The sequence below is a fragment of the Psychrobacter sp. Pi2-1 genome (assembly GCF_904846645.1).
GTDB lineage: Bacteria > Pseudomonadota > Gammaproteobacteria > Pseudomonadales > Moraxellaceae > Psychrobacter.
In genome coordinates this window covers 36861-61883 of the sequence record NZ_CAJHBO010000002.1, presented here as the reverse complement: position 1 = coordinate 61883, position 25023 = coordinate 36861, and the positions used below count along the sequence as shown (strand labels likewise).

General features: G+C 43.3%; 20 protein-coding genes and 1 riboswitch. Of the genes, 12 read left to right on the top strand and 8 right to left on the bottom strand.

All coding sequences use genetic code 11. The features are described from left to right. The first annotated feature begins 125 nt into the window (after positions 1-125). Both rpsO and pnp read left to right on the top strand, forming a co-directional pair. Entirely contained in the window at positions 126-392 is a 267-nt protein-coding gene (gene rpsO, locus JMX91_RS02280; protein ID WP_045443035.1) for a 30S ribosomal protein S15, read from the top strand. Between the two features lie 689 nt (positions 393-1081). Continuing rightward, on the top strand, positions 1082-3184 hold the full coding sequence (gene pnp, locus JMX91_RS02275; protein ID WP_201547499.1) for a polyribonucleotide nucleotidyltransferase: 2103 nt from the start codon (positions 1082-1084) through the stop codon (positions 3182-3184). A 119-nt stretch (positions 3185-3303) separates the two neighbouring features. Here pnp and JMX91_RS02270 read toward each other — a convergent pair whose 3' ends face one another. The 4 genes from JMX91_RS02270 to JMX91_RS02255 all read right to left on the bottom strand — a co-directional run bounded on the left by JMX91_RS02270 (position 3304) and on the right by JMX91_RS02255 (position 7061). Beyond that, on the bottom strand, positions 3304-3867 hold the full coding sequence (locus JMX91_RS02270) for a hypothetical protein (RefSeq protein WP_201547498.1): 564 nt from the start codon (positions 3865-3867) through the stop codon (positions 3304-3306). A 34-nt stretch (positions 3868-3901) separates the two neighbouring features. Further along, positions 3902-4450, bottom strand: coding sequence for a hypothetical protein (locus JMX91_RS02265; RefSeq protein WP_201547497.1), 549 nt, complete (start codon positions 4448-4450; stop codon positions 3902-3904). 142 nt (positions 4451-4592) lie between these two features. Further along, positions 4593-4850 carry a YheV family putative metal-binding protein gene (locus JMX91_RS02260; RefSeq protein WP_201547496.1) on the bottom strand — a complete coding sequence of 86 codons (258 nt, stop codon included), beginning with the start codon at positions 4848-4850 and terminating at the stop codon, positions 4593-4595. After that, positions 4851-7061 (bottom strand): M3 family metallopeptidase, encoded by a 2211-nt coding sequence (locus JMX91_RS02255; RefSeq protein ID WP_201547495.1) that lies wholly within the window; start codon positions 7059-7061, stop codon positions 4851-4853. It abuts the gene before it with no gap. A gap of 490 nt (positions 7062-7551) precedes the next feature. Here JMX91_RS02255 and JMX91_RS02250 point away from each other — a divergent pair, with 490 nt between their 5' ends. The 4 genes from JMX91_RS02250 (at position 7552) to JMX91_RS02235 (ending at position 11914) form a co-directional block, all read left to right on the top strand. Beyond that, on the top strand, positions 7552-8664 hold the full coding sequence (locus JMX91_RS02250) for a hypothetical protein (protein WP_191114503.1): 1113 nt from the start codon (positions 7552-7554) through the stop codon (positions 8662-8664). Positions 8665-8872: 208 nt separating this feature from the next. Further along, complete coding sequence (locus JMX91_RS02245) at positions 8873-9628, top strand: endonuclease/exonuclease/phosphatase family protein (protein WP_102078254.1); 756 nt, start codon at positions 8873-8875, stop codon at positions 9626-9628. 186 nt (positions 9629-9814) lie between these two features. Then, a complete protein-coding gene (locus JMX91_RS02240; protein ID WP_201547494.1) occupies positions 9815-10846 on the top strand; it encodes an NADP-dependent oxidoreductase in 1032 nt (343 codons plus the stop codon). A 195-nt stretch (positions 10847-11041) separates the two neighbouring features. Continuing rightward, positions 11042-11914 (top strand): EcsC family protein, encoded by an 873-nt coding sequence (locus tag JMX91_RS02235; protein WP_165597085.1) that lies wholly within the window; start codon positions 11042-11044, stop codon positions 11912-11914. A 32-nt stretch (positions 11915-11946) separates the two neighbouring features. Here the strand turns inward: JMX91_RS02235 and JMX91_RS02230 are convergent, their stop codons facing one another. From JMX91_RS02230 to JMX91_RS02220, 3 genes are all read right to left on the bottom strand, one after another. Beyond that, positions 11947-12564, bottom strand: a complete 618-nt coding sequence (locus JMX91_RS02230; protein WP_165597084.1) for an alpha-ketoglutarate-dependent dioxygenase AlkB family protein — start codon at positions 12562-12564, stop codon at positions 11947-11949. Positions 12565-12584: 20 nt separating this feature from the next. Next, positions 12585-13475: an alpha/beta fold hydrolase gene (locus JMX91_RS02225; protein ID WP_201547493.1), complete on the bottom strand. Its 891-nt coding sequence runs from the start codon at positions 13473-13475 to the stop codon at positions 12585-12587. 85 nt (positions 13476-13560) lie between these two features. Next, complete coding sequence (locus JMX91_RS02220; RefSeq protein WP_201547492.1) at positions 13561-15477, bottom strand: ABC transporter ATP-binding protein; 1917 nt, start codon at positions 15475-15477, stop codon at positions 13561-13563. A gap of 369 nt (positions 15478-15846) precedes the next feature. On the opposite strand from JMX91_RS02220, the gene JMX91_RS02215 reads away from it, so the two are divergent. Together JMX91_RS02215 and JMX91_RS02210 are read left to right on the top strand one after the other, a co-directional pair. Next, entirely contained in the window at positions 15847-16695 is an 849-nt protein-coding gene (locus JMX91_RS02215; RefSeq protein ID WP_201547491.1) for an EamA/RhaT family transporter, read from the top strand. A gap of 176 nt (positions 16696-16871) precedes the next feature. Next, positions 16872-17762, top strand: a complete 891-nt coding sequence (locus tag JMX91_RS02210) for a fructose bisphosphate aldolase (protein ID WP_201547490.1) — start codon at positions 16872-16874, stop codon at positions 17760-17762. 125 nt (positions 17763-17887) lie between these two features. On the opposite strand, the gene thiC is transcribed toward JMX91_RS02210, so the two are convergent. After that, positions 17888-20002 carry a phosphomethylpyrimidine synthase ThiC gene (gene thiC, locus JMX91_RS02205; protein ID WP_227679234.1) on the bottom strand — a complete coding sequence of 705 codons (2115 nt, stop codon included), beginning with the start codon at positions 20000-20002 and terminating at the stop codon, positions 17888-17890. A 248-nt stretch (positions 20003-20250) separates the two neighbouring features. Then, positions 20251-20395, bottom strand: a riboswitch (TPP riboswitch). Positions 20396-20688: 293 nt separating this feature from the next. On the opposite strand from thiC, the gene pstS reads away from it, so the two are divergent. The 4 genes from pstS to pstB all read left to right on the top strand — a co-directional run bounded on the left by pstS (position 20689) and on the right by pstB (position 24994). Next, positions 20689-21855: a phosphate ABC transporter substrate-binding protein PstS gene (pstS, locus tag JMX91_RS02200; protein WP_201547489.1), complete on the top strand. Its 1167-nt coding sequence runs from the start codon at positions 20689-20691 to the stop codon at positions 21853-21855. A 209-nt stretch (positions 21856-22064) separates the two neighbouring features. Then, positions 22065-23018, top strand: coding sequence for a phosphate ABC transporter permease subunit PstC (gene pstC, locus JMX91_RS02195; protein WP_102092671.1), 954 nt, complete (start codon positions 22065-22067; stop codon positions 23016-23018). Positions 23019-23079: 61 nt separating this feature from the next. Beyond that, positions 23080-23985: a phosphate ABC transporter permease PstA gene (gene pstA, locus JMX91_RS02190; protein WP_201547488.1), complete on the top strand. Its 906-nt coding sequence runs from the start codon at positions 23080-23082 to the stop codon at positions 23983-23985. Positions 23986-24157: 172 nt separating this feature from the next. Continuing rightward, positions 24158-24994, top strand: coding sequence for a phosphate ABC transporter ATP-binding protein PstB (pstB, locus tag JMX91_RS02185; RefSeq protein WP_201547592.1), 837 nt, complete (start codon positions 24158-24160; stop codon positions 24992-24994). Positions 24995-25023 lie beyond the last annotated feature (29 nt).

The following is a 25023-nucleotide window of genomic DNA, read 5'->3' as shown; positions in this document are numbered from 1 at the left end:
TCAACTCTAGTAATGCAGGGTTGTCCTGAATGGCGTACAGGTTATTTTATTTATTATTCTATTGCTTTAATACTGACTCAAATTGCAGCCTGTATTTAAAGTTTTTAGCATTGCCGGAGATATTTATGCTAACTAATACCGATCGTGAACAAATCATCGCTCAATACCAACGTGGCGAAAATGACACTGGTTCTCCAGAAGTTCAAGTAGCTTTGTTGAGTGCTCGTATTAATGATTTGCAGAACCACTTTAAAGCACACAAAGCTGACCATCATAGCCGTCGCGGTCTTATCCGTATGGTTAACACGCGTCGTAAACTGCTTGATTACTTAAAAGGTAAAGACCTTGGTCGTTACACTACTCTAATCAGCCAGTTAGGTCTACGTCGTTAATCTAACGACAATAGTACGAGTGGATGCTGAATTTTTTGCTAAATCGCTTGGAACTTGTTTGTTGTTATCGATAAAATAGATTTTTTTAAAAACGGTGTGGAATAGTTTCACGCCGTTTTTTTATGCTTATTCGTTTTAGATACCGTGCTCAAATAGTAAGAGCTATAACTCCTTCTATAGAATAGATGAGAGGAATATTGGTATAAACTGTACTAACTAAGTCTCAAATACGGTATTTTCTGACGATAATTGCGCTACTGTGCAATTAATTGGTCAATGGCTATAAATCACTGTAAAATAATGCCTTGTGAGTTTGATAGCGCATCTGCTACAGATATGGCGATTATTAATAAGATATTCATTATTTGGCTTGGTAATCAGCGCAGATAGCTGATATTTGAAAGTTCAGAAAATAGCCTGTAGGGTTTTTAGCATCGAAGTCTTTTGACTTAATGTCTTTTTGATAGTATTTATAGTAAAGCCAAAATTGCACGACCGAATATACATAATAGTACGATGTCTAACTCAGACAAATATATGAGATAACCAAGTAACGTTATTGGCATTGGTTGCGATGATTTCTAATAGAAAGCATGTCAACTGATAGCCATATACACAGAATTTTAATGACAGATATCAGCTTTTTTGACGCTGATATCAGTTTTGTCAGTCAACATTAGGAAGATTATATGACAATGTTCAACACCATTAAGCGTGAATTTCAGTATGGCAACCAGCAGGTTGTTATCGAGACAGGCCGTATTGCCCGTCAAGCGAACTCTATTTTAGTACACATGGGCGGCGTAACAGTATTAGTTGCCGCAGTCGTAAAATCAGAAGCTAAAGAAGGTCAAAACTTCTTTCCGCTAACGGTTAATTATCAAGAAAAAATGTATGCAGCAGGTAAAATTCCAGGTGCTTACGGCAAACGTGAAGGCCGTGCGAGCGAATTTGAAACGTTGACTTCACGCTTGATTGACCGTCCGATTCGTCCGCTATTCCCAGAAGGCTACGTAAACGAAATCCAAATCACCGCAACAGTTGTATCATCAGATAAAACTCAGTCTGCAGATATCGCTGCACTAATCGGTGCCTCAGCAGCATTGGCTATCTCTGATGCGCCATTTAATGGTCCTGTTGCTGCCGCTCGTGTTGGTTTCATTAACGGCGAATACGTTCTAAACCCAACATCTGAGCAGCTTGAAACCAGTGATCTAGACTTGGTTGTGGCTGGTACTAAGTCTGCGGTATTGATGGTTGAGTCTGAAGCGGCAGAGCTGTCAGAAGACCAGATGTTAGGTGCAGTATTGTACGGCCATCAGCAACAACAAATCGTTATTGATAACATTGCTTCAATGGCTGAAGAAATCGGTACTGCTAAGCAGCAATACTCTGCTCCTGAGCGTGACCAAGCCCTTACCAGCAGCATGAAAGAGCAGTTCGGCGAGCAAGTTGCTGACGCTTATACCATTACTGATAAGCAAGCACGTTACACGAAGCTTGATGAAATTAAGCAGTCAATTATTGATGCACTTGCTGGTGATGCTGAGTCAGAAACTTATGCTGATACCGTATCTGAGCTTAAAGAAATCTATAACGATCTTAAATATCGCACCGTTCGTGACAACATCTTGTCAGGTAAGCCGCGTATCGATGGTCGTGACCCTGAGACAGTTCGTGCGCTTGACGTACAAGTTGGTGTATTGCCATATACGCATGGTTCAGCATTGTTCACACGTGGTGAGACGCAGGCATTGGTTACTACCACACTTGGTAATAGCCGTGACGTCAACATGATTGACTCACTAGGTGGCACGATTCGTGACCATTTCATGCTGCATTACAACTTCCCGCATTTCTCAGTTGGCGAAACGGGCCGTGAAGGTATTCCAAAACGTCGTGAAATCGGTCATGGTCGTCTAGCACGCCGCGGTGTACAAGCGATGCTGCCAGATAGCGAGCGTTTCCCGTATGTGATTCGTGTGGTATCAGAAATCACTGAATCTAACGGTTCATCTTCTATGGCTTCTGTTTGTGGTGCAAGCTTGGCATTGATGGACGCAGGCGTACCATTAAAAGCACCAGTTGCTGGTATCGCGATGGGTCTGGTTAAAGAAGGCGATCGTTTTGCTGTATTGTCAGACATCTTGGGTGATGAAGATCATCTAGGTGATATGGACTTTAAAGTAGCCGGTTCTAAGAACGGTATCACTGCACTTCAGATGGATATCAAAATCGAAGGTATTACCCCTGACATCATGGAGCAAGCGCTTAAACAAGCCCATGCTGGTCGTATCCATATCCTAGAAGCAATGAACCAAGTATTGCCTGAGAGCCGTACTGAAATCAATGCTCATGCACCAAACTACGCGGTTATCGAAATTAACCCAGACAAGATTCGTGACGTTATCGGTAAAGGCGGCGCAACTATCCGTCAGCTAACGGAAGAAACTGGCGCGGTTATCGATATCGATGATGCAGGTACTATCCGTATCTTTGGTGAAAACAAAGCAGCGACCAAGGCAGCTATCGGTAAAATCGAAGCACTAACTGCTGAAGTTGAAGTTGGTAAAACTTATGAAGGTACCGTTGCTCGTATCGTCGACTTCGGTGCATTTGTAAATGTCTTGCCAAACACTGATGGTCTAGTACATATTTCACAAATCGCAGAAGAGCGCGTAGAGAATGTGTCAGACTATCTAAAAGAAGGCCAAATCGTTAAAGTACTTGTACAAGACGTTGACAACCGTGGTCGTATCAAACTAACTATGAAAGGTGTTGAGCAGAACTAATACTCAATATCTGATGTGGTTTAAGTAATAAGAAACCGCCTTGAGATGCTCAGTAAGAGTATTCAAGGCGGTTTTTTTATGTGTCCAAAAGGACGACGACTGGCTAGCTAAAAGGCCATTTATAACTCAATGCTTTTAGGCAGATGTATATCGATACGTAGCTTTGGTAAGTCTTGTAAATAGGTGGTCAGTAATGGCAACGTATCAGTCTGCCAATCTAAAGGCAGAGAATTTGCTTCAGTACTTTGGTGAGCTGCAGTATTATGTGGGTTATCAAAAATGAGTGGACGTGCCAATAGTGCAACTCTGCGTATGCCTTGGTAACGTATGAGCGGCATTATTTGCTGTTGCAAATCAATCAAAGCAGCAGTCAGCCAGCGTGTGCGCGTTGGATGATAAGGATGGTTTGATATCACGAGATTGGCAATATAGTTTGGCTGATTCCCGTTACTACTGATACCAAGTCCGACTTGCTCACGTGTACGCTTATTAATTAAGCAGCTACCAACATTCAGACTACCATCGCGGCACGCACGATGATAGCGACTATAATTATCAGGAAATAGAGTTTTTGCTCGTGTAAGTACAGGATCTAAAACGACACCAGCATTGTTGACAGGTAAAACAAGCAACTGTGCATTGCTATTTAAAATAGAGGCATGTGTGAGTTGCAAAATCGCCATCGTAAGCCTCTCTATAACCAAATCAAGTATACGGTTATTGAACCGTCGCTTTATTAGAGTCGTTTGCTTCTAACTGAGCAATTTGTTGTTCAAGTAGCGCAATTTGTTCGGCCTTCATATCAGTCAATTGCTTATTCATAGTCACTTGTTCAGCGGCTAACTTCTCTTGTTCGGCCAGTCGCTGACGCTCATCTTCTAAACGATCAATTTCTTCTTTAGCCAAGCTGTCATTTTCTGGTAGAGGCGCATCTAATATAGCAGTAGGATTTGGTATCGCAGTACTATTATTATTTGCTTCTTCAGAGTTCTTGTCAGTGAGTACACCATCTTTAATCACAGAGTCATCTGTTGTCTCAGATATATTGTCTGTTGTTGACTCTGTCGGCGTTTGCTCAGTTACTGGTGCCGAAGTGGCGTCATCTACAGGGAGTGTGGACTGAGTGCCAGACCTTCCTACGATAAGGTAGACAATGACGATAAGTAGCAATACTGAGATAAGTATTGCCAAAATTTTCTGACGTGATTTAGTCTGCTTTTTCTTAGAAGTGTGGGTTGATGAAGGCCGGATGTTGTCTGGTTTCATATTGTGATCGATTCATGTCAAGAATATAAGTAGCCATACTATAGCAAACTCAAAATAAAAAGCCTATCTATTGATAGATAGGCTTAATAGACCATTAAATAATAAAGGATTTAATCTGTTTTTAGATATGAAAACTAAATAACTAAGGCTTAAATTTTACAGTGCCGCTGGTGCCAGTCGCCATCGCATCACGAGCCATTTGATCTTCTAAATGGTTCTTAGCACTAATGGCCTCAGAGTCGGGTCGGTGCTCTGTGTGTCCGCACTGCGTACATTCAATATACTCATCTGGGGCAGGAGTCACGATATTGACTTGCACCACAGTGTCCATCTCCTGACATTTCGGACAACGCACGCCTGCTAAAAATCGGCGCTTAGGACTAGATGACTGATAACGCATTTAAATGACCTCGCGCGTCGTTTGAGTATTTGCGGCATCGATATTTTTAGCATCAGTGAAACCATTATGACGTAACAAGGCATCAATACTGGCGCTACGACCGCGGAAGTTTTCAAAGTTGGTCTTGGCCGGGAAGCTGCCGCCAACAGATAAGATGGACTCACGGAACGCTTTGCCTGTCGCTGGGTTGAAAATACCGTCTTCTTCAAACTTACTAAACGCATCCGCTGATAGCAGTTCCGCCCATTTATATGAGTAATAGCCTGCAGCATAACCACCCGCGAAGATATGACTAAAACCATTAGCAAAACGGTTATAGTCAGGTGTTTGCATAACGGAGATATCATTACGGACAGTATTGAGCGTCTCTAAAATGCCCTCGTAACTCAATGCTGGCGTATGAGCATGAATTAGTAGGTCAAATAGAGCAAATTCAATCTGACGCAGCGTTTGCATGCCGCTTTGGAAATTCTTCACTGCTAATAGTGCATCAAGTTTGTCTTTAGGCAATGGCTCACCAGTCTCAACGTGGCTGCTGATAAGGGCGATACCTTCAGCGTCCCAAGCCCAGTTTTCCATAAACTGACTAGGAAGCTCGACTGCATCCCATTCAACGCCATTGACACCAGCGACATCGCCGACCGTGACTTGAGTCAATAAATGATGTAAGCCATGACCAAACTCGTGGAATAAGGTTAATACTTCATCATGGGTCAATAAACTAGGCTTGCCGTCAAGTGCTGGCGTGAAGTTACCAACCATGAAGCAAACAGGCAGCTGCTGATGGTTCTGTTCTTCGTAGCTATAGCGAGATTGAAAACCACTCATCCATGCACCGCCACGCTTACCGCTACGTGCAAATAAGTCAAAGTAGAAGCCACCGAGCAAGCGATCATCAGCATCGAATAATTGATAAAAGCTTACGTCATCGTGCCAGCGAGAGACTGAGTCACTTTCTGCATCTTTATGACCTTGCTCTTGTACTTTGATACCGTATAGACGCTCAACGATAGTAAACAAGCCATTAATCACTTTAGGTAATGGGAAATATGGACGAATTTCCTCTTGCGATAAGCTGAACTCACTTTGTTTTACTTTTTCAGCGATATAGGCGCTATCCCACGGTTGCAACTCGGCAATGCCATAATCGCTAGCGTATTTCTGTAGCTGTGCCAAATCTGCTTTGGCAGCAGGGGTTGCTTGCGTTGCTAAGTCACGTAAGAATGTTTCAACTTCTAAGACACTGTCTGCCATCTTGGTCGATAGCGATACTTCGGCATAATTTGCAAAACCAAATAGCTTAGCTTTTTGTTCACGTAATGAGAGGATTTGACTCATATTGTCAGCGTTATTTAATGAGTTGCCTTTTGCATTGGTATGCGTATCAAACTCAGAAGCACGCGTAACATAAGCACGATACAGCGTCTCACGTAGGCTACGATCGTCCGCATGAGTCATAATCGCTAGATATACAGGGATATTTAAACTGGCCACATAGTAAGGAGTAGGAAGTGCATCTACATCAGCTTGGCTAAGTGCACCGCTAGCAAGCTCACGTGCTTTGTATTGCTCGCCTGCATCTGCCAATAGTGCCAAACCACTCTCTGTTAACCCCTTTAACTGAGAGTCTTCTAAAGGCAGGGCAAATGCTTGCGTCGCATCCAAGATATTGTCCGAAAAGGTTGCAGACAGGGTAGATAACTCGCTTTGGATAGCAGCAAATTTTTCTTGCTCAGCTTGAGGTAATGCAACGCCTGATAACTCAAAACTACGTAATGCCAGTTCGATTGCACGTGCACGAGCAGGCTCTAACGTAGCAAAGAAATCTGTGTCATTGACGATAGTTTGATAGCGATTAAACAAAGGCTGATGTTGTCCCACTCGCGTACCGTAAGCAGATAGTTTTGGTAGCAGTTCATGGTGAACATGGCGAATCTCATCGTTGCTCATCACGCTATTGAGATGCGACAAAATACCCCAGCTACGATCTAATGCCAAATTGATATGGTCAAAGCTCATCACATCTGCTAAAGCTTGTTCAGCGCTTATTTTTTCAGCACTTGTTTTTTCAGCACTATCGCTTTCTATCACGGTTAAGGTATCCAAAAAAGCATTGGCAGCATCAATGGCATCAATTACTTGGTTTTGTAACGTATGTGGCGCAGTGTCGGCAAAATCGACAAGGCGTAAATCTAAAGGAGAAGGTGTCATATAGGTATCCGATATCAATGAATTATTATTAATCAAAATGAGAAAAGTCTGGCTACTATTGAAATATACAGTGTGTTCTTATTTTATATATAGATTATATAAAAGATGGGTTCGTTTGGTAAAAATACAACCTAAGCACTTTTATACGATTCAACTAATTAGGACAGTGCTAGCAATCTGAAAGTAGATGTCGAGATTCCGGTATTTAGATTCAACTTCTTAAGATAATTATCTGAATATGTAGCTATGTTCGTTAAGGCAGTTCTTTAACAATATAGAGTGCTCTACTTACAAAGCGCTATCATTTGCTTGCAAATTAACCCTACAGGGAGTGGGGTATAGCTGTTAGCATGAAGATAATGGAATTTAAATATTATGCATCGACAGGATGCAAGAAAAACACGGATAGAAATTTCTACACTTATAAAAGTACATGAGTGAAGAAATACATAAAGTTAAAAATGAACGATAATAAAACAAGGAGCAATATATGAAAGCGACTCTTAAAAGTTTACGTGAAACTAAAGCTAACCCTGCCGTAAGTATCTTTGTTAAAACGCATCGTGAACATCCAGCTAATGAGCAAGATCCTATCGCGCTAAAAAATCAATTGAAGGTTGCCGAAGATCGTTTGACGAAAGAATACGATAAACGCACAGCGACTACCATTCTAGATAACATTCAAAATAAAATCAGTGAGCTCAATCACAACTATAACCTTGATACGTTAGCTATATTTGCTAGTACAGATGATGTGCAAGTTATTCGTATGCCAATTGATACAACAGAACGCGTCGTGATTTCAGATAGGTTTGCTACGCGTGACTTGGTTCGTGATATGGCAAGTGCGGTACATTACTATACAGTTGTCTTAACTCGTGACAATGCGCGTTTAATTGAAGCCTCTAATGACCGCGTTGTGAGGGAGTTCGATAAAGATGATGATGCACAAAACAACATGGAGAATATTCAGTTCCCTGTCGAAAACAACGGACTATATACAACAGGTGACGGTGGCTCAGATCGTTCATCAAATAATGAAAGCAGCCACTTAAAAGAATTCTTTAACCAAGTTGATAAAAGTGTCCAAGAACTATGGGGTGAGCATAAAATGCCTCTTGTTATAGTTGGTGATGCAAAAAATATTGGCTACTACAAAGAAGTCTGTGATCGTCCAGATAATATCATTGCTACAGTATCGAATGCGACCAATCTAGAAGATGGTAGCGCTCAGCATATCGTAGATAGTGTACAAGAAGCCGTAGAAGAGTATCGCACTTCACTGCACAAAGCTGCATTGGGTGAAATCGATAAAGCTCGCGGTGCGAATATGTTGCAGACTGATCTGCAGGAAGTATATCGAAGTGCTTTCCAAGGGGCTGGCGAGACACTTTATGTACGCCGTGGCTATATACAATCTGCTAAGATTGATGAAAAGGCACAAACGTTAAGCCCTGCCAATGATGCTACTACGGAAGGCATCACAGATGATGCAATCGGTGAAATCATCGAACACGTCATTCATAATGGCGGCGAAGCTGTATTTATGCCACAAGATATTATGGGTGAAGATCAACCAATAGCGCTAGTAACTCGCTACTAATCTGACGATGACACCTATGCGCGATGTTCATTTATGAATCAGCCATTTATGAATTAGCCATTGATAATACATAGGTGTAATATGAGAGCATTGGTTCAATACGAGCCAGTGCTCTTTTTATGTCTGTCATTACCATCACTATGGATGCTATCGTAGCTGAGCTATTGATCTTTACTCCATAAATAATGAGCGTACAACTAACCAAACTATGACTACCACCTCTTTTGTTTTAACCAGCTACAATATCCACAAAGGCATGTCACCGCTGAATCGCCAAGTGAAGATGCAAGGTATTGCTCAGGCGCTAGAGTCTGTGGGTTCAGACGTCTTGTGTTTGCAAGAAGTACAAGGCCAAAACCTTAAACGCAATATGCAATACAACGAGTACCCAGATCAATCGCAGCATGAATGGTTCGGCGAATTTTTAGATCTACAAAACAGTTACGGTAAAAACTCCGAATACGAAAACGGCCACCATGGCAATGCCGTATTAAGCCGTTTCCCGCTAGATCCCAAACACAATGTAAATATTACGGTTAATAAGCTTGAGCAGCGCGGTGTCTTGCACTGTGAGGTACAACCTATCGGTTGGGAGATGCCAGTTGTCGTATTGTGTGCACATTTAAACTTATTTGAGCGTGATCGTATCAAGCAGTATCAAGCGATTAGTGACTATGTGCGAAATGAGATTGCACCGGATCAACCGCTCATCTTGGCAGGCGATTTTAATGACTGGAAAAAGATGTCTTGTGACAAACTGGCATCAGATCTCGGTATGATAGAAGCGTTCAAACATTGTCATGGCAAGCTGTTGCCAACCTTTCCCGCAAAACTGCCAGTACTTAGCTTAGATCGTATCTATGTGCGTAATTTGCTTGTAAAGGATGCTTGGGTACACACTGGAAAACCTTGGTCCTCGCTATCAGATCACCTGCCTATCAGTGCAGAGCTGATGCTACCCTAATACCTAACTATAATAATTCGTCTAAATGTATTATATTGGCAATCTATCAATGTATGAACAATTGTCTTTATTGATCATATTATTGATTAATTACGCTCTCGATTGAACGTGCTATTAACAGCACAATTTTTCAATAAAATAAATAACAAGTACAGCCTAATAAACAAAATATAAGGATATTCTACGATGGCAACAGCGTCTACTACCGATAATAATCAACAAGCTAAACACAACATACCTAAGACACAGCACGCCGTACTCATACGCGAGTTCGGTGAGCCTGAAGTAATGAAATATCAAGATGGTGCTGATGTCCCTGAGCTACAGGACGACCAAGTACTGGTAAAAATTGCCTATGCTGGAATTAACCCTGTCGATTATAAAACCCGCCAAGGTAAAGGCTGGGGTGCAGAGAACATCCGTAAAGACAAGTTTGATAATGATCAGCCAGCTATTTTAGGATTTGATGTATCAGGCGAAGTAGTCAGCAGCAATAGTGACGAGTTTGCTTTGGGCGATAGAGTAGCGGCTTTGACCTTTAGCGGTGGTGGCTATGCGCAATATGTGGCAGTAGATGCCAAGTTGCTTGCAAAAGTACCAGACAATGTCACCTTAGAGCAGGCAGGTGCTTTGCCTTGTATTGGACAAACGGCACTACAGTTTGTAGATTTTGCTGATATAAAAACAGGCGAACATGTGGTGATTAATGCACCAGCAGGCGGTGTCGGTCATTTGTTAATCCAATTACTCATGAATAAAGTGGCGCAAGATAACATCAAGGTGACGGTAATTTGCTCGCCAGAAAAGTACGCCAAGCTTGATGAGTTGATAGACGTATCTAAGCTTGCGGGTTGGATAGATTATACCAAAGATGAAGCGTTCCCTGACCTACAAGCCGACGTGCTACTTGATTTAGTCGGCGATGAAGCAGGTGTCCGTGCGCTTAGCGTGCTCAAGTCAGGCGCTCGAGTAAATGTGTTACCAACTATCTGGGTTGATAAGCTCAAAGAAGCCGGTCAGCGAAAAGACTTAGCAGTAGCAGGTTACAAAGCGCAGCGTAGTGGTCAAGATATGGCGCGTGTTTTACAGGGAGTGGCCGATGGTAATTTAACTTTAAAAATTCAAAAAACCTATCCACTCTCAGAAGTTGTTGCAGCGCACCATGAGCTACAAAAAGGCGATGCTTTTGGCAAAATTGTCTTAGCGGCAGCTGAGTGAATGTAAAGATTTCCCAAGTATTAGGTAGTGTTTGATAAGGTTTATTAGTAAAGGGATGTCTGTTGAAACCCAGTAAACTTAACTGATGACTTAACAAATCATACAAAAGTTTTATTTTGAACAACAGAACGTCCCTGTAGTCTTTGCTTATTTATCATAGGATAGAAAGCGAACGATACTAATAAAGGAAATAATATGACTATCAACAATAAGACTACCAATAATAAGACCAGCAATGAAAAAACAGATGACCACATTGCTTATGAAGCAAAAGTTCGTGCAGAGATAGAAGCATGGAAAAACCCTGATAAAGGGATTTTGGATAAAGCGCTAGCAGTGCTTAATACCCCTGTGGTAGCAGCCGGCGATGCGTTGATGGAAGCTCCAAAATTTGGTGATTCTCTAAAAAAAGCAACTGAGGAAACGATTACTGCTTTGAGTGATGCAGCCAATTGGACACTAGATACTCAAGACGTTATCGATAGCTATCAAGAGGAAGTAGATATTAACGATTCCTCTATCAAAACGCTTGGTGACATTAAAAGTCTACCTATTGCGGCTGTAGATAAACAAGTTAAGCTTTTTAAAAGCAAATATGTAGCGCTAACCAGTGCGCAAGGGGTGACTACAGGGGTTGTAGGCTGGGCAGGTATCCCTGCTGACGTCGTTGGGCTTATTACAGCCAACCTACGTGCGATTGGAGAATATGCAACGTACTATGGCTTTGATATCAATGATGAAGGCGAACAGTTATTTGCGATGTCTTTGTTGGCTGTAGCAACTTCTGCCTCTGTTGAGGAACGTAAAGCGGCGTTAGATGACACTCATGCGATGATTCAAGATCCAGAAACTCAAGCATTCAATCAGATTAATGAAGAAGTCATGTCTCGTGTACTGCGTCAGACAGCGACTAAAGTAGCCACTAACATCGTTAAGACAAAAGCGGCGCAAATCATTCCAGCGGTGGGTGCAGTAGTCGCAGGTGGTGTTAATGCTAGCTACACTGCCAATGTTTGTGAAGCTGCTTATCAGTGTTACCGTGAGCGTTTTTTAGATCGTCTAGCATAAGAGTTAGATGGCTCGTTAAGTCAGCGATAGTATCAAGATGTAAGCATATGCCGAAACGTTAGACTGATTCGCCCAGCATCGACCGTCTTTGTCTTAGTAATCGTATGCTTCCAAAAGGTCTGTGTGTCACCATGCATCACAACGAGCTGACCAGACTCAAGATAAAGCTCGACTTTATCTTGAGTTTTTTTATGCTTAAAAACAAATTTGCGTGTGGCACCGAGCGATAAGGAGGCGATGACTGGCTGATGACCGAGCTCATTTTCGTCATCAGCATGGTAGCCCATACCATCAGCGCCAGAAGGATAGTAATTAAGCAGGCAGGTATTAAAATTGGCAGTTACGCCAACCTCTGCTAAAGCTTGTTCGATTTCCTGTTTCACGTGAAACACTATATCTGACCATGGAACAGTTTGGCGCACGTGTCCTGAGTATTGATAGTCTGCATCTGTATCTCCCATCCAGACAATTTTCCGAGTGGTTATATGGGTCTTACCAAATAACGTCACGATGTCTGATTGCCAAGGTAGCTCATTTAGTAGAGTATTATAAAGGGCAGTGGCATCGTCGATAATCACGCCTAGATCATTCACCTTACCATCATAGGGTAGTAAGTTATCCGTGGGTGCAGGAGCAAAGAGGTCAGTCATAATTTAGTCGTTGTAAATCCTTATTTACTGCTTTGGTAGTGCTCGTTGATGATTTGAGCGCATAATTCAGGCGCTTCCATTGGCAATAGATGACCATAATCTGACAGCGAAATAAGACTGCTATCTGGGACAAATTTGTTCCATTGCTTTCGTACTTTGTCATTGATGAACAGGGTAGGTTTGCCTGTAATCAACGTGTAGGGACAGCGTAGTTTTTTAAGGGCGGCATCGATATGAGGTGCGCCAAAATAATTGGCCAGCTCTTGTTCTGGTGCAAACATAAGCGTATAGCTACCATCTGCATTCTTGCTCAAGCTTTGCTCAGCAAACACTTGCAAATGCTCATCGCTGATACGCTTATAAGCACGCTGCGCACGTAGGCTCTCGTAATAACTATGGGTACTTGGCCAAGTAGATTGCTTGGTTAACGTGCTTTTGAAAGGCTCGCGGCTCAGTAGGACAGAGCGTGGCAAAAGGTTATATAGAGTGGCTTGGTATTTGGTAAATGTGACAGGCTCGATCAGGTACAACTGCGAAAACAACTCTGGACGTTTAGCAGCTGCCATTGCTGTAGCCGTTGCCCCTTGCGAGTGACCAATACCTACGACAGGCTTGTCTTGGGTCTTTTCTAAAAACTCAATCAGCAGATCAGCATCTTGCTCGCGCGTAAGACGACGGCTTTGAGGCTTATCATACCAGTAACCACGTAGGGCAAGTGAGCTGATATCAAACTCAGTGGCTAGCTTACTTAATAGTGGTGTATAAGTGCCAACGGTAAAACTATTACCACTATAAAAATGTGCTGGCGCGCGAGGAGTAGAGCTTGAGTCTAGCGGCTGATTAAACTGGCTAAGGTCATAGTAGCGTGCCTGTTTTCCGCCAAGATTAATGCGGTTTGTGAATGCTTCCATAAAATAAACACTTCCTTGTGACTTATTTTGAGTGATTTGTTTTCTTGTAGTTTTGCTTTTTATGATTGAGCTGACTTAATGAATCCTAGTTGTCTTCACCTAAGAAGCCACCGCTTTGACGTTGCCACAGTCGAGCGTAGACACTATTCAATGCTAATAGTTCATCATGACTACCTTGCTCAATGATGCGGCCTTGATGCATAACGACCAGCCTATCCAGTGCGGCAATAGTAGACAGGCGATGGGCGATAGCAATAACGGTCTTGCCGGTCATGATGTCATTTAAGCTTTCGGTAATGGCATATTCAATCTCAGAATCTAGTGCACTGGTCGCTTCATCTAAAAGTAAAATCGGCGCATTTTTTAGCATAACACGTGAGATAGCAATACGTTGACGTTGACCGCCAGATAGTTTGACTCCGCGTTCACCCACTTGGGTATCAAGCCCTGTATTGCCTTTATCATCGTACAGATCTTTGATGAAATCCCATGCCTGAGCTTGTTTGGCAGCGATTATAATCTCATCATCAGTAGCATCAGGACGACCATAAGCGATATTTTCACGCACGGTACGATGTAGCAATGACGTATCTTGAGTCACCATACCAATCTGTTGGCGCAATGATTCTTGCGTAACCGCATCAATAGCCTGACCATCAATTAGAATCTTACCGCTATCGACATCAAAGAAGCGCAGTAGCAAATTGACCAAGGTCGATTTACCAGCACCTGAACGCCCAACCAAACCAATCTTTTCACCTGGCTTAATATCTAAGTGGAAGTTGTCCAACAGTTTGATATATGAATTAGGAGCGCGCTTAGCGATGCTGGTACTATCAATAGGCTCGCCAGTTTGTCCATTGTCTTCTTCGTCATTTTCATAACTGAAGTCAACATGGTCGAACACAATGCGACCGTCCGTGACGGCTAGCGCTGGTGCGTCAGGTTTATCAATGATCGTCTGCGGTGCTGATAACGTACGCATACCATCTTGAACTGTACCGATACTCTCAAACAAACTGGCTGTCTGCCACATAATCCAACGCGTCAAACCATTTAGACGTAATGCCATAGCGGTCGCAGCAGCAATGGCACCAACACCAACTGCGCCTTGTTGCCACAAGTACAATCCAATACCCGCGGTACTACTGACCAAGATCACACTGATAAGATGGGTCGATACTTCTAAATAGCTGACCCAGCGCATCTGTGCATGTACCGTACCTAAGAATTGTCCCATGGCATTTTTGGCATAGCCCAGCTCACGACGAGAATGGCTAAATAGCTTAACGGTCATGATATTGGCATAAGCATCAGTGATTCGTCCTGTCATCAAGGCACGAGCATCCGCTTGCACAATCGCTGTCTCCTTGAGCTTAGGGATAAAGTACCAAATGGTGATGGCAACCAAGACCAGCCAAATAATAAATGGAATGAGTAGTAAGCTGTCTAAATTAAACAAAATCACCCCTGAGGTGATAAAGTAGACAGAGACATACATAAACATATCGGTGACAGTCATCACGGTATCGCGTACTGCTAGCGCTGTCTGCATTACCTTAGCTGAGACACGTCCCGAAAATTCATCCTGATAAAACTGCATGGATTGCCCAAGCATGCGCTGATGAAAACGCCAGCGCATCTGCATGGGAAACACGCCTTGCAAGGTTTGAAAGTGGATAAACGATGACAAGGCAATCCACAGTGGGCTAACTATCATGACAGCGAGCATGATGAGTAGCATATCGCCTTTTTCTACCCATAAGTTTTGCGGCGTATAAACGCCCAACCAATCGACGATATTACCTATCCAAGCAAACAGCATGGCCTCGTAGATACCGATACCAGCGGACAAAATCATAAAGATTAGTAGCCAGCCGCGTAGGCCATTGGTACATGCCCACAAAAACTTCAGCATGCCATCGCGAGGTGATGGTAATGGCATAGGTGTGTCTGGAAAAGCGGGTAGGCGGTTTTCAAAAAAGCGAAATAAAGCATTCATAGGCAGTAATAAAACATCAATAGCAGTACGTCAAGATGAACGAGAGGACTCGTTATCTAGAATCTTTACTTTTGTGATTGGGATTAGGTGCTATTTTAGCAAAATTACTAATCATACCTGCATGCTAATTGTAATTTGCTTAAGAATAGCTATGTTTTGAGAGCTTCAGTTATAACCATAATAAATAGATTGCTGTAGAAAACATATTTTGTTACATTCTATATCCAAACTTATCTATGGTTTAAATGTTGCTTTTATAAGCATGATTTTATTGCGAAAATCAGCTGATTAGCAGGCATTTTATTTAATGGTTTTTATCAATATACGAACAGTAATAACTCAACATTGAAGTTCAAAAGGTAGCAGTGAATGATGTATTTAATAATAGCGGTGCTATGTAGCGTCGCCGTCTCAGTACTTTTAAAAATATTGCGCCAGAAAAATATAGATATTCGTCAGACCATCGTAGCAGGCTATCCTGTGGCTTTTTTACTGACTTGGGTATTACTAAAACCTGATGTGGGTGCCATTCATGCGCTTGATAGCGCTTGGGGCATCATCATCGCGCTTGGGGTACTATTGCCTGCCGTATTTATCATTCTGGGACGAGCCATTGAGGCGGTGGGGATGGTAGCAACCGACGCGTCTCAGCGCTTATCACTTATTATTCCTATCGTAGCGGCTTTCTTGCTATTCGGTGAGGTGCTGACTGGTACACGTATACTTGGATTGGCGTTAGGATTTTTGGCATTAGGTGCGCTTGTCTATCGGCCACAGCATAACGATATTACTCGGCAAGCAAAGCATACGCCACTATGGTTATTCGGGGTATGGGCAGGCTACGGCATTATTGATATTTTGTTCAAACAAGTTGCCAAACAAGGGGCGGCCTTTCCGTTGACTTTATTGGTTAGCTTCGGGGTAGCAGGTGTATTACTTCTAATCTATTTACTTGTCACACGGGTACGTTGGCAAAAACAAGCACTTATGTCAGGCTTGCTGCTCGGCGCATTAAACATGGGCAATATCTACGCCTATGTACGGGCACACCAAGTGCTGCATGATTCGCCTAGTATTGTTTTTACTGGTATGAATGTCGGTGTTATTGCCGTAGCGACATTGATTGGCGTCGGTGTGTTTAAAGAGCAGCTGAACCGTATCAATATAATAGGATTAGTATTGGCAGTCTGCTGTGTAGGGGTGCTATTTTTGGCGTAATGCACACTGTCCAAAAGTATTGGTTTCATGATTTTTTGGCTATATTGTCACGTATCCTATATAGGCATACAAATCATCCTATGATAAGGTTATCTACAAATAACACGGCTTGTATGGAATAAAAAAGCTTAGTTTATGATATTTAACTTAACCAATAAAAATAGGATGCAGGCTCAATGGAATACGATAAGCAATTACAGCGTATAAAAAATGGTTCAGGTTTTATTGCTGCTCTTGATCAGAGTGGTGGCAGTACACCGAAAGCGTTAGAGACTTATGGTGTCAGCAGTGATGCTTATGATAATGATGAAGCCATGTTTGATTTGGTTCATGAAATGCGTGCTCGTATCATGACATGTGACTGTTTTGATAATGAGCGTGTACTTGGTGCAATTTTATTCGAAGACACCATGGAGCGCGAAGTCAACGGTAAGTCGACGGCTAATTACCTATGGGAAGATAAAAATATCGTACCATTTTTAAAGGTAGATAAAGGTCTGGCTGAGCAAATGAGCGGCGTACAAGTTATGAAGCCAATCCCGAATCTAGATCTATTATTAGATAAAGCAAAAAACTATCCCGTATTTGGTACTAAAATGCGCTCAGTCATCTATGAGCCAAATGTCGATGGTATCGAGCTTGTGGTACAACAGCAGTTTGATGTGGCTAAGCAGATTATTTCAAAAGGCCTAATGCCTATCGTCGAGCCAGAGGTCAATATTGATAGCACTCAAAAGCATGAGTGTGAACTACTGCTAAAAGCAGATATACTGCGCAATCTGGAACGCTTGAATAACGAACATCAAGTGATGCTGAAGCTGACGTTACCAGAAGAAGCGGGGTTTTATCAGGAGCTGATTGACCATCCTAAAGTGCTCAAAGTAGTGGCGTTATCTGGTGGCTATAGTCGTAGCGATGCTTGTGCCAAGCTCGAACAAAACCCAGGTATGATTGCGAGCTTCTCGCGTGCCTTTACCGAAGGTTTGAGTAAGCAACAAAGCGATAGCGAGTTTGCTGAGACCATTAATGCTTCAATCGAAGAGATTTATGAAGCATCGAAAGTGTAAACGTAGTAAATAAAAACTCGTACATAAATCATGAGTAAATAAGCCAAAAAAAGCCCTACTAGATAAGTGTGCAAATACTTAAATAGTAGGGCTTTTCTTATTTCAAAAGTATAGGATTATTAATCCTACACCTCTTTATATAACTGGCGTCCTTCGTTGTTATATTTCTTAGTCATCTCCGCCATGCCTTGGCGAACTTCCTCAGCAGTGGCCTCACCAACTTGTCCGACGAGCTCTGTATCTACCTCTTTGATTAGGTGACTAGCATCGGTTAAGTCGCCCGTTTGCGGCGTTACTTTTTGGTTAGCGGCATCTTTATCCAGCCCTGCTGCATATTCACGCACGTTTTGAGTGATTTTCATGGAGCAAAACTTCGGGCCACACATGGAGCAAAAGTGTGCCGATTTGTGTGCGTCTTTTGGCAACGTCTCGTCATGATATTCACGTGCAGTATCAGGATCGAGCGCTAGATTGAACTGATCATCCCAGCGGAATTCGAAACGTGCTTTAGATAGTGCGTTGTCACGTGCCTGTGCTCCTGGATGACCCTTAGCAAGGTCAGCAGCGTGTGCAGCGATTTTATAAGTAATAATACCGTCTTTAACATCTTTTTTGTTCGGTAGGCCTAAGTGTTCTTTTGGCGTGACATAGCACAGCATCGCTGTACCAAACCAACCAATCATTGCAGCTCCGATGGCGCTAGTGATGTGGTCATAACCCGGGGCGATGTCAGTCGTTAATGGGCCCAAGGTATAAAACGGCGCGTCAGCACACAGCTCAAGCTGCAAGTCCATGTTTTCTTTGATACGGTTCATCGCCACGTGTCCAGGGCCTTCAATCATCACCTGTACGTCGTGCTCCCATGCCACTTTGGTCAATTCACCAAGCGTACGTAGTTCGCCAAACTGCGCCTCATCATTGGCATCTTGCAAGCAGCCGGGGCGTAGACCGTCACCTAGACTGAACGCCACATCGTATTGCTTCATAATCTCGCAGATATCTTCAAAATGCGTGTATAAAAAGCTCTCTTTGTGATGCGCCAGACACCACTGCGCCATGATAGAGCCACCGCGTGAGACGATACCTGTCAAACGCTTTGCGGTGAGCGGTACATAGCGGAGCAGGACGCCTGCGTGAATGGTGAAGTAATCCACACCTTGCTCGGCTTGCTCGATCAAGGTATCACGAAATATTTCCCACGTCAGATCTTCAGCGACGCCATCTACTTTTTCTAAGGCTTGATAAATCGGTACGGTACCAATCGGCACAGGAGAGTTACGGATTAGCCATTCACGAGTTTCATGAATGTGATTGCCCGTGGACAAATCCATGATGGTATCCGCGCCCCAACGCGTGGCCCACGTCATTTTGGACACTTCTTCATCAATCGATGAGCCGAGCGCTGAGTTGCCGATATTGGCATTGATTTTTACCAAAAAGTTGCGCCCGATAATCATCGGCTCAGATTCAGGGTGATTGATGTTGTTGGGGATAATTGCGCGTCCAGCGGCTACTTCATCACGGACAAACTCAGGGGTAATAATTTTGGGCGTGTTGGCACCAAAGCTCTCGCCATCATGTTGGCGCATGTCGGTCAGCTCGTGCTGCTTTTGCGTCTCACGTATCGCGATATATTCCATCTCAGGGGTGATGATGCCGCGACGCGCGTAGTACATCTGCGTGACGTTTTTCCCTGCTTTGGCACGGCGTGGCTTGTCAATATGAGCAAACCTGAGGTTGGCAGTGCTGATATCACGAGCACGCGCTTGCCCGTACGAGCTAGATAGGCCGCTTAATTGCTCGGTATCACCGCGTTCTGAGATCCAGTTCTCACGCAACTTTGGCAATCCACGTGTGAGATCGATATCGACATTAGGGTCGGTATATACACCTGAGGTGTCATACACATAAAAGGGCGGATTATGCTCACCGTCTTTATCTCCAGTGCCACCAACAGGCGTATCAGCCAAGCTGATTTCACGCATCGGCACTTGGATGTCAGGTCTTGAGCCTTCGATATAGACTTTTCTTGAGGCAGGTAAAATACGGTGTAGGTCGCGCGCATCTTCTTCAAAGCGGGCATCACTTGCGGCACGGTGAGCAGGGGTTTTCAGCGCATCTGCTTTTTTATCTGCTTTGACGTTGGTTGTGTCAGCAGCATTTGAAGCAAGCGTTGAGTTGTCGGCTGGGTTATGCGTTTGGGCTTTCGGTGCAATTGAGGTGGTGTCTGCAGTAGTCATATGCTGTCCTAGCGTGTTGGTTTTTGAATAAAATCAACACCGCCAGTATCTGCGGGGGTAGGCATCCATCATCTAGACAAGTTTATATCATGAACCCACAACTTCGACCAAAAAATATCGTCGCGCATGGTGCTCATCAAATATTGGACGCAGCTTTATATCCTCTCTTCTTATCTGGTTATGCATCACGCATATTAAGACAGTAGTGACGATAAAAATGTATTTCTACGCGCCCTTTGTCATAAATAACAAAGTGCTTAAGACTTCCCTGCGTCGGTACTAACCGCATCAGGTTCGGCGGGTGATCTCTCAGCGAATGTATCAAGGCGACTACTTTAATAAAGCAAGTTTAATAAAGTGAGCCAAAAATACACCGCACCCCGAGTCTGTCAGTGTTGTAAATCAGCCTTCATATTAACAAAATTCTGTACCAACGGCTAATAGTATTTGGATACAAATATTCTGTGTCAAACACAAGGTTTCATATTTTTGTGAATAATTTTTCTGAGTGTTGATAGATGAGGGTGCTTAGTACTATTAGGCTGTAGGCAAATTGTTCAAATATTATGTAAAGCGAATGAAGGATTATAGAAGTTGTCATTAAACTGTCATAAAGATTTGGCAAGATAACACGCATATCACAAGCAATGCTTTTTTATACCGTTGTTAAACTTCAGGAGTCCTACATGCGTTATTCGTTATTAGCAGTGGCCGTCAGTTGTACATTAATGCTTACGGCGTGTAATAAGTCAACAGATACGGCGGAGCCAACTGCTGATACTAGCAGTAGCGCTGTGACAACAGCTGAAACAACCTCTCAGACAGCATCTTCTGCTACGTCAGATTTTAAATCTGCTGAAAATATCGCTATGAATATTACAGGTGCAGGTGCGTCATTCCCGCAGCCTATCTATGCGAAATGGTCATATGACTATAATGCTGCGACCGGTGGCCAAGTCAACTATCAGTCGATTGGCTCATCTGGTGGTATCAAACAAATTCAGTCAAAAACAGTAGACTTTGGTGCTTCTGATGCCCCAATGACGCCTGAAGAGTTAGACGAAGCAGGTTTGATCCAGTTCCCAACAGTCATCGGTGGTGTTGTACCAATCGTCAACATTGATGGTGTCGAGCCTGGTGCACTGAAGCTAGACGGCACAACGTTGGCTGATATCTATTTGGGTAAGATTAGCAACTGGAATGACCCTGCGATTAAGGCGATGAACCCAGATTTGACCTTGCCAGATGCCCCAATCACAACAGTATTCCGCTCAGATGGTTCAGGTACGACTTTCAACTTCACTGACTATCTTGCCAAGGTTTCACCAGACTGGAAAGACACCGTTGGTGTTGATAAAACCGTCAAATGGCCGACCTCTGCTACTGGTGCAGGCGGTAAAGGTAACGAAGGCGTTTCAAGCTACGTAAACCGCATGAAAAACTCTATCGGCTATGTTGAGTATGCTTACGCTAAGCAAAATAAGATGTCACATACTGCGCTGAAAAACGCAGCTGGCAACGTCGTTCAGCCATCTGCTGAGACGTTTGCTGCGGCAGGTGATATCGACTGGTCACAACAAGAAGGCTTTTATAAAGTCATCACCAACTCTGAGACTGAGCAAGCATGGCCTATCGCTGCTGCGACCTTTATCTTGGTACATAAGCAACCAGAAAATCCTCAGCAAGTCGCTGGCGTGTTGAACTTTTTTGACTGGGCTTATACCCAAGGTGATGATGACGCTATGGAACTAGACTACGTACCATTCTCTGACACGGCAGTGGCCTTGTTCAAAGAGAAGTGGAACGAAGTAAAAGGTAGCGATGGACAGCCTGTCTACAAGCCAGCTCAGTAATCTGTTTCTGCTAAATACTATTTAGCAACTGACAAGTTATCCTCTCGAATAACTATTCTCCGGTAGTTGTTTGAGAGGTTTTAACACAGCAAATTTGATGGATACATCTCGATAAATATGCTTACTCATACCGTTTAAGTTTGTTGTGTTAAAACCTGATATACATCTTTTTAATATTTCGATTCATCCCATTCAATGCTGAGACACTTATGACAGACTTAAGGTCCCAACTGGCTAAACAAAAACGTTACGACGCTTTATTTGTTAACTCTACTAAAGCGTTTGCCATACTCGTCCTCCTATCTTTAGGGGGCATTTTGGTGTCTCTAATTGTTGGAGCATGGCCGAGTATTCAAGAGTTTGGTTTGGGATTTTATACCAGCAATAACTGGGATACAGTCGCCAATGAATACGGTGCATTAGCGCCTATTTACGGCACCCTAGTCACGTCATTTATCGCTATTGTTATCGCGGTTCCAGTCAGTTTCGGTATTGCGATATTTTTAACCGAGATGTGCCCTAAGTTCCTCAAAAAACCACTTGGTATCGCCATTGAGTTGTTGGCTGGTATCCCATCTATCATTTATGGCATGTGGGGATTGTTCGTATTTGCGCCATTCTTTGGTGATCACATTCAGCCATGGTTTATTGAGCACGTCGGGCCTTTGCCTATTGTCGGTAAACTGTTTGCAGGTGCGCCTATGGGACTGGGTATGTTTACCGCCTCCCTAGTACTTGCCATTATGATCATACCGTTCATCGCTGCCACCATGCGTGATGTTTTCTCTGTCGTACCAGACTTACTGAAAGAGTCAGCATATGGCATGGGTGCGACGACTTGGGAAGTCATGTTCAAAATTATCCTGCCTTATACCAAAGCTGGTGTCGTTGGTGGTGTAATTTTGGGTCTTGGTCGAGCATTGGGTGAGACGATGGCAGTTACTTTCTTGATTGGTAATGCGTTTAATATCAGTCCAAGCCTATTTACTTCGGGTGTGACGATTACCTCGGCCTTGGCCAATGAGTTTGCTGAAGCGTCTAGTGAGCTACATCTTGCGTCTCTACTACATCTAGGCTTAATCTTATTTGTCATCACCTTCATTGTGCTGTCTTTAGCAAAACTGATGCTCATGCGCATGGATCACAAAGCAGGTAACCGATAAGTCTGTTACCGATTTATTGAACCTTGATAGATATTGATAAAAGATATGGGAAATAAATATTATGCCTGCTAACAATGCGATCAATGCACCACTACCTACTCAGCCAAACGGCGCTACCCGCTACAATCAAAGCCTTTATAACAAGCGTCGTTTGACCAACAAGTTAGGTCTAGGTTTTGCCATGTCAGCGATGGTTTTTGGCTTATTTTGGTTGTCATGGATTTTGGTGACTTTGTTTGTTGAAGGCTTCCAAGGCATGGTGCAGCTACCAATCTTTACTGCTGATACGCCGCCGCCGATGAGTGCAGGCGGCTTACGCAATGCTATCGTTGGTTCGGTCATGTTGGCGTTTTCAGGCTTGTTTATCGGTGCCCCTATTGGTCTTATGACAGGTATTTACTTATCTGAGTTTTCTAAAGGCAGTATGCTGGGCAAGGTCACTCGCTTCTTAAATGATATTCTATTGTCAGCACCATCGATTGTCATCGGTCTATTTATCTATGCACTGATGGTAAAAGGTCAAAGTTTCTCTGGTTGGGCGGGCGCGTTAGCATTGGCACTGATTGTTATTCCAGTGGTCGTGCGTACGACAGAAAACATGCTGAATCTGGTACCTAATAGTCTACGTGAAGCGGCCTATGCGCTAGGTACTCCTAAATGGAAGTTGGTCACTCAAGTTACGGTAAAAGCTGCGCGAGCGGGACTGACCACAGGTGTGCTACTGGCCTTTGCTCGAATCACCGGTGAGACAGCACCGTTACTATTTACCGCACTTAACAATCAGTACTTCAGTACAGATATGGGTCAGCCTATTGCTAACTTACCCAATACCATTTACCAGTTTGCGATGAGTCCTTATGACAACTGGCATACATTGGCTTGGGCGGCAGCATTACTTATCACCGCGTCTGTCCTAGTATTGAATATTTTGGCAAGATTTATCGGTGGTAGAGGTCAGCCTAAATAAGGGCTGAGCGCAGACCAGACTGTAGTACGCTACACGCTAAGCATTTACTTAAACTTATATGAAATTAATTGAGCTAGGTTGAAATATTATGAATGATGTCCTAAGCAACGTCCGTACGAACACGACTGCTGACAACTTTAATACGGCAACAGGCAGCCTATTAAATAGACCCATGTCTACTAGCGCCCAAGCACAGCAACCAAACACTGCTGATTTTAATAAGCAAACGATTCAAGATATTCCTAAAAACATGCCTGCTGCAAAAATGGAAGTTCGAGATCTAAATTTTTATTACGATGATTTTCAGGCATTAAAAAACATCAATATTGATATCGCGGATAAAAAAGTGACTGCTTTTATTGGTCCTTCAGGTTGTGGCAAGTCTACGCTACTACGTACCTTTAACCGTATGTACGATCTATATCCAGGTATGCGTGCAGAGGGCAATATCAATCTAGATGGCAAAAACATCTTGGGTAAAGACATCGATGTGAACTTATTGCGTGCACAAGTTGGTATGGTTTTTCAGAAGCCAACGCCGTTCCCGATGTCAATCTATGACAATGTCGCCTTTGGCGTACGACTATATGAAAAATTAAATAAAGACGAGCTAGATCATCGCGTCGAGTGGGCACTGAAAAAATCAGCGCTATGGCCAGAAGTGAAAGACAAGCTAAAAGCATCAGGACTGTCGTTATCAGGTGGTCAGCAGCAGCGTCTGTGTATCGCCCGTAGTGTCGCGACCAAGCCTGAAGTACTGTTGCTTGATGAGCCGACATCAGCACTGGATCCTATCTCGACGGGTGCTATCGAAGATTTGATCGAAGATCTGAAAAACGACTACACCATCGCTATCGTCACTCACAATATGCAGCAAGCAGCACGCGTCTCTGATTATACGGTCTATATGTATCTAGGCGACATGATTGAGATGGGTGAGACCGATCAGATATTCACTAAACCTACCCAACCCGCGACAGAAGACTATATTACAGGTCGTTATGGCTAATATTGATTGAGATTGAAATCGGTACAAGC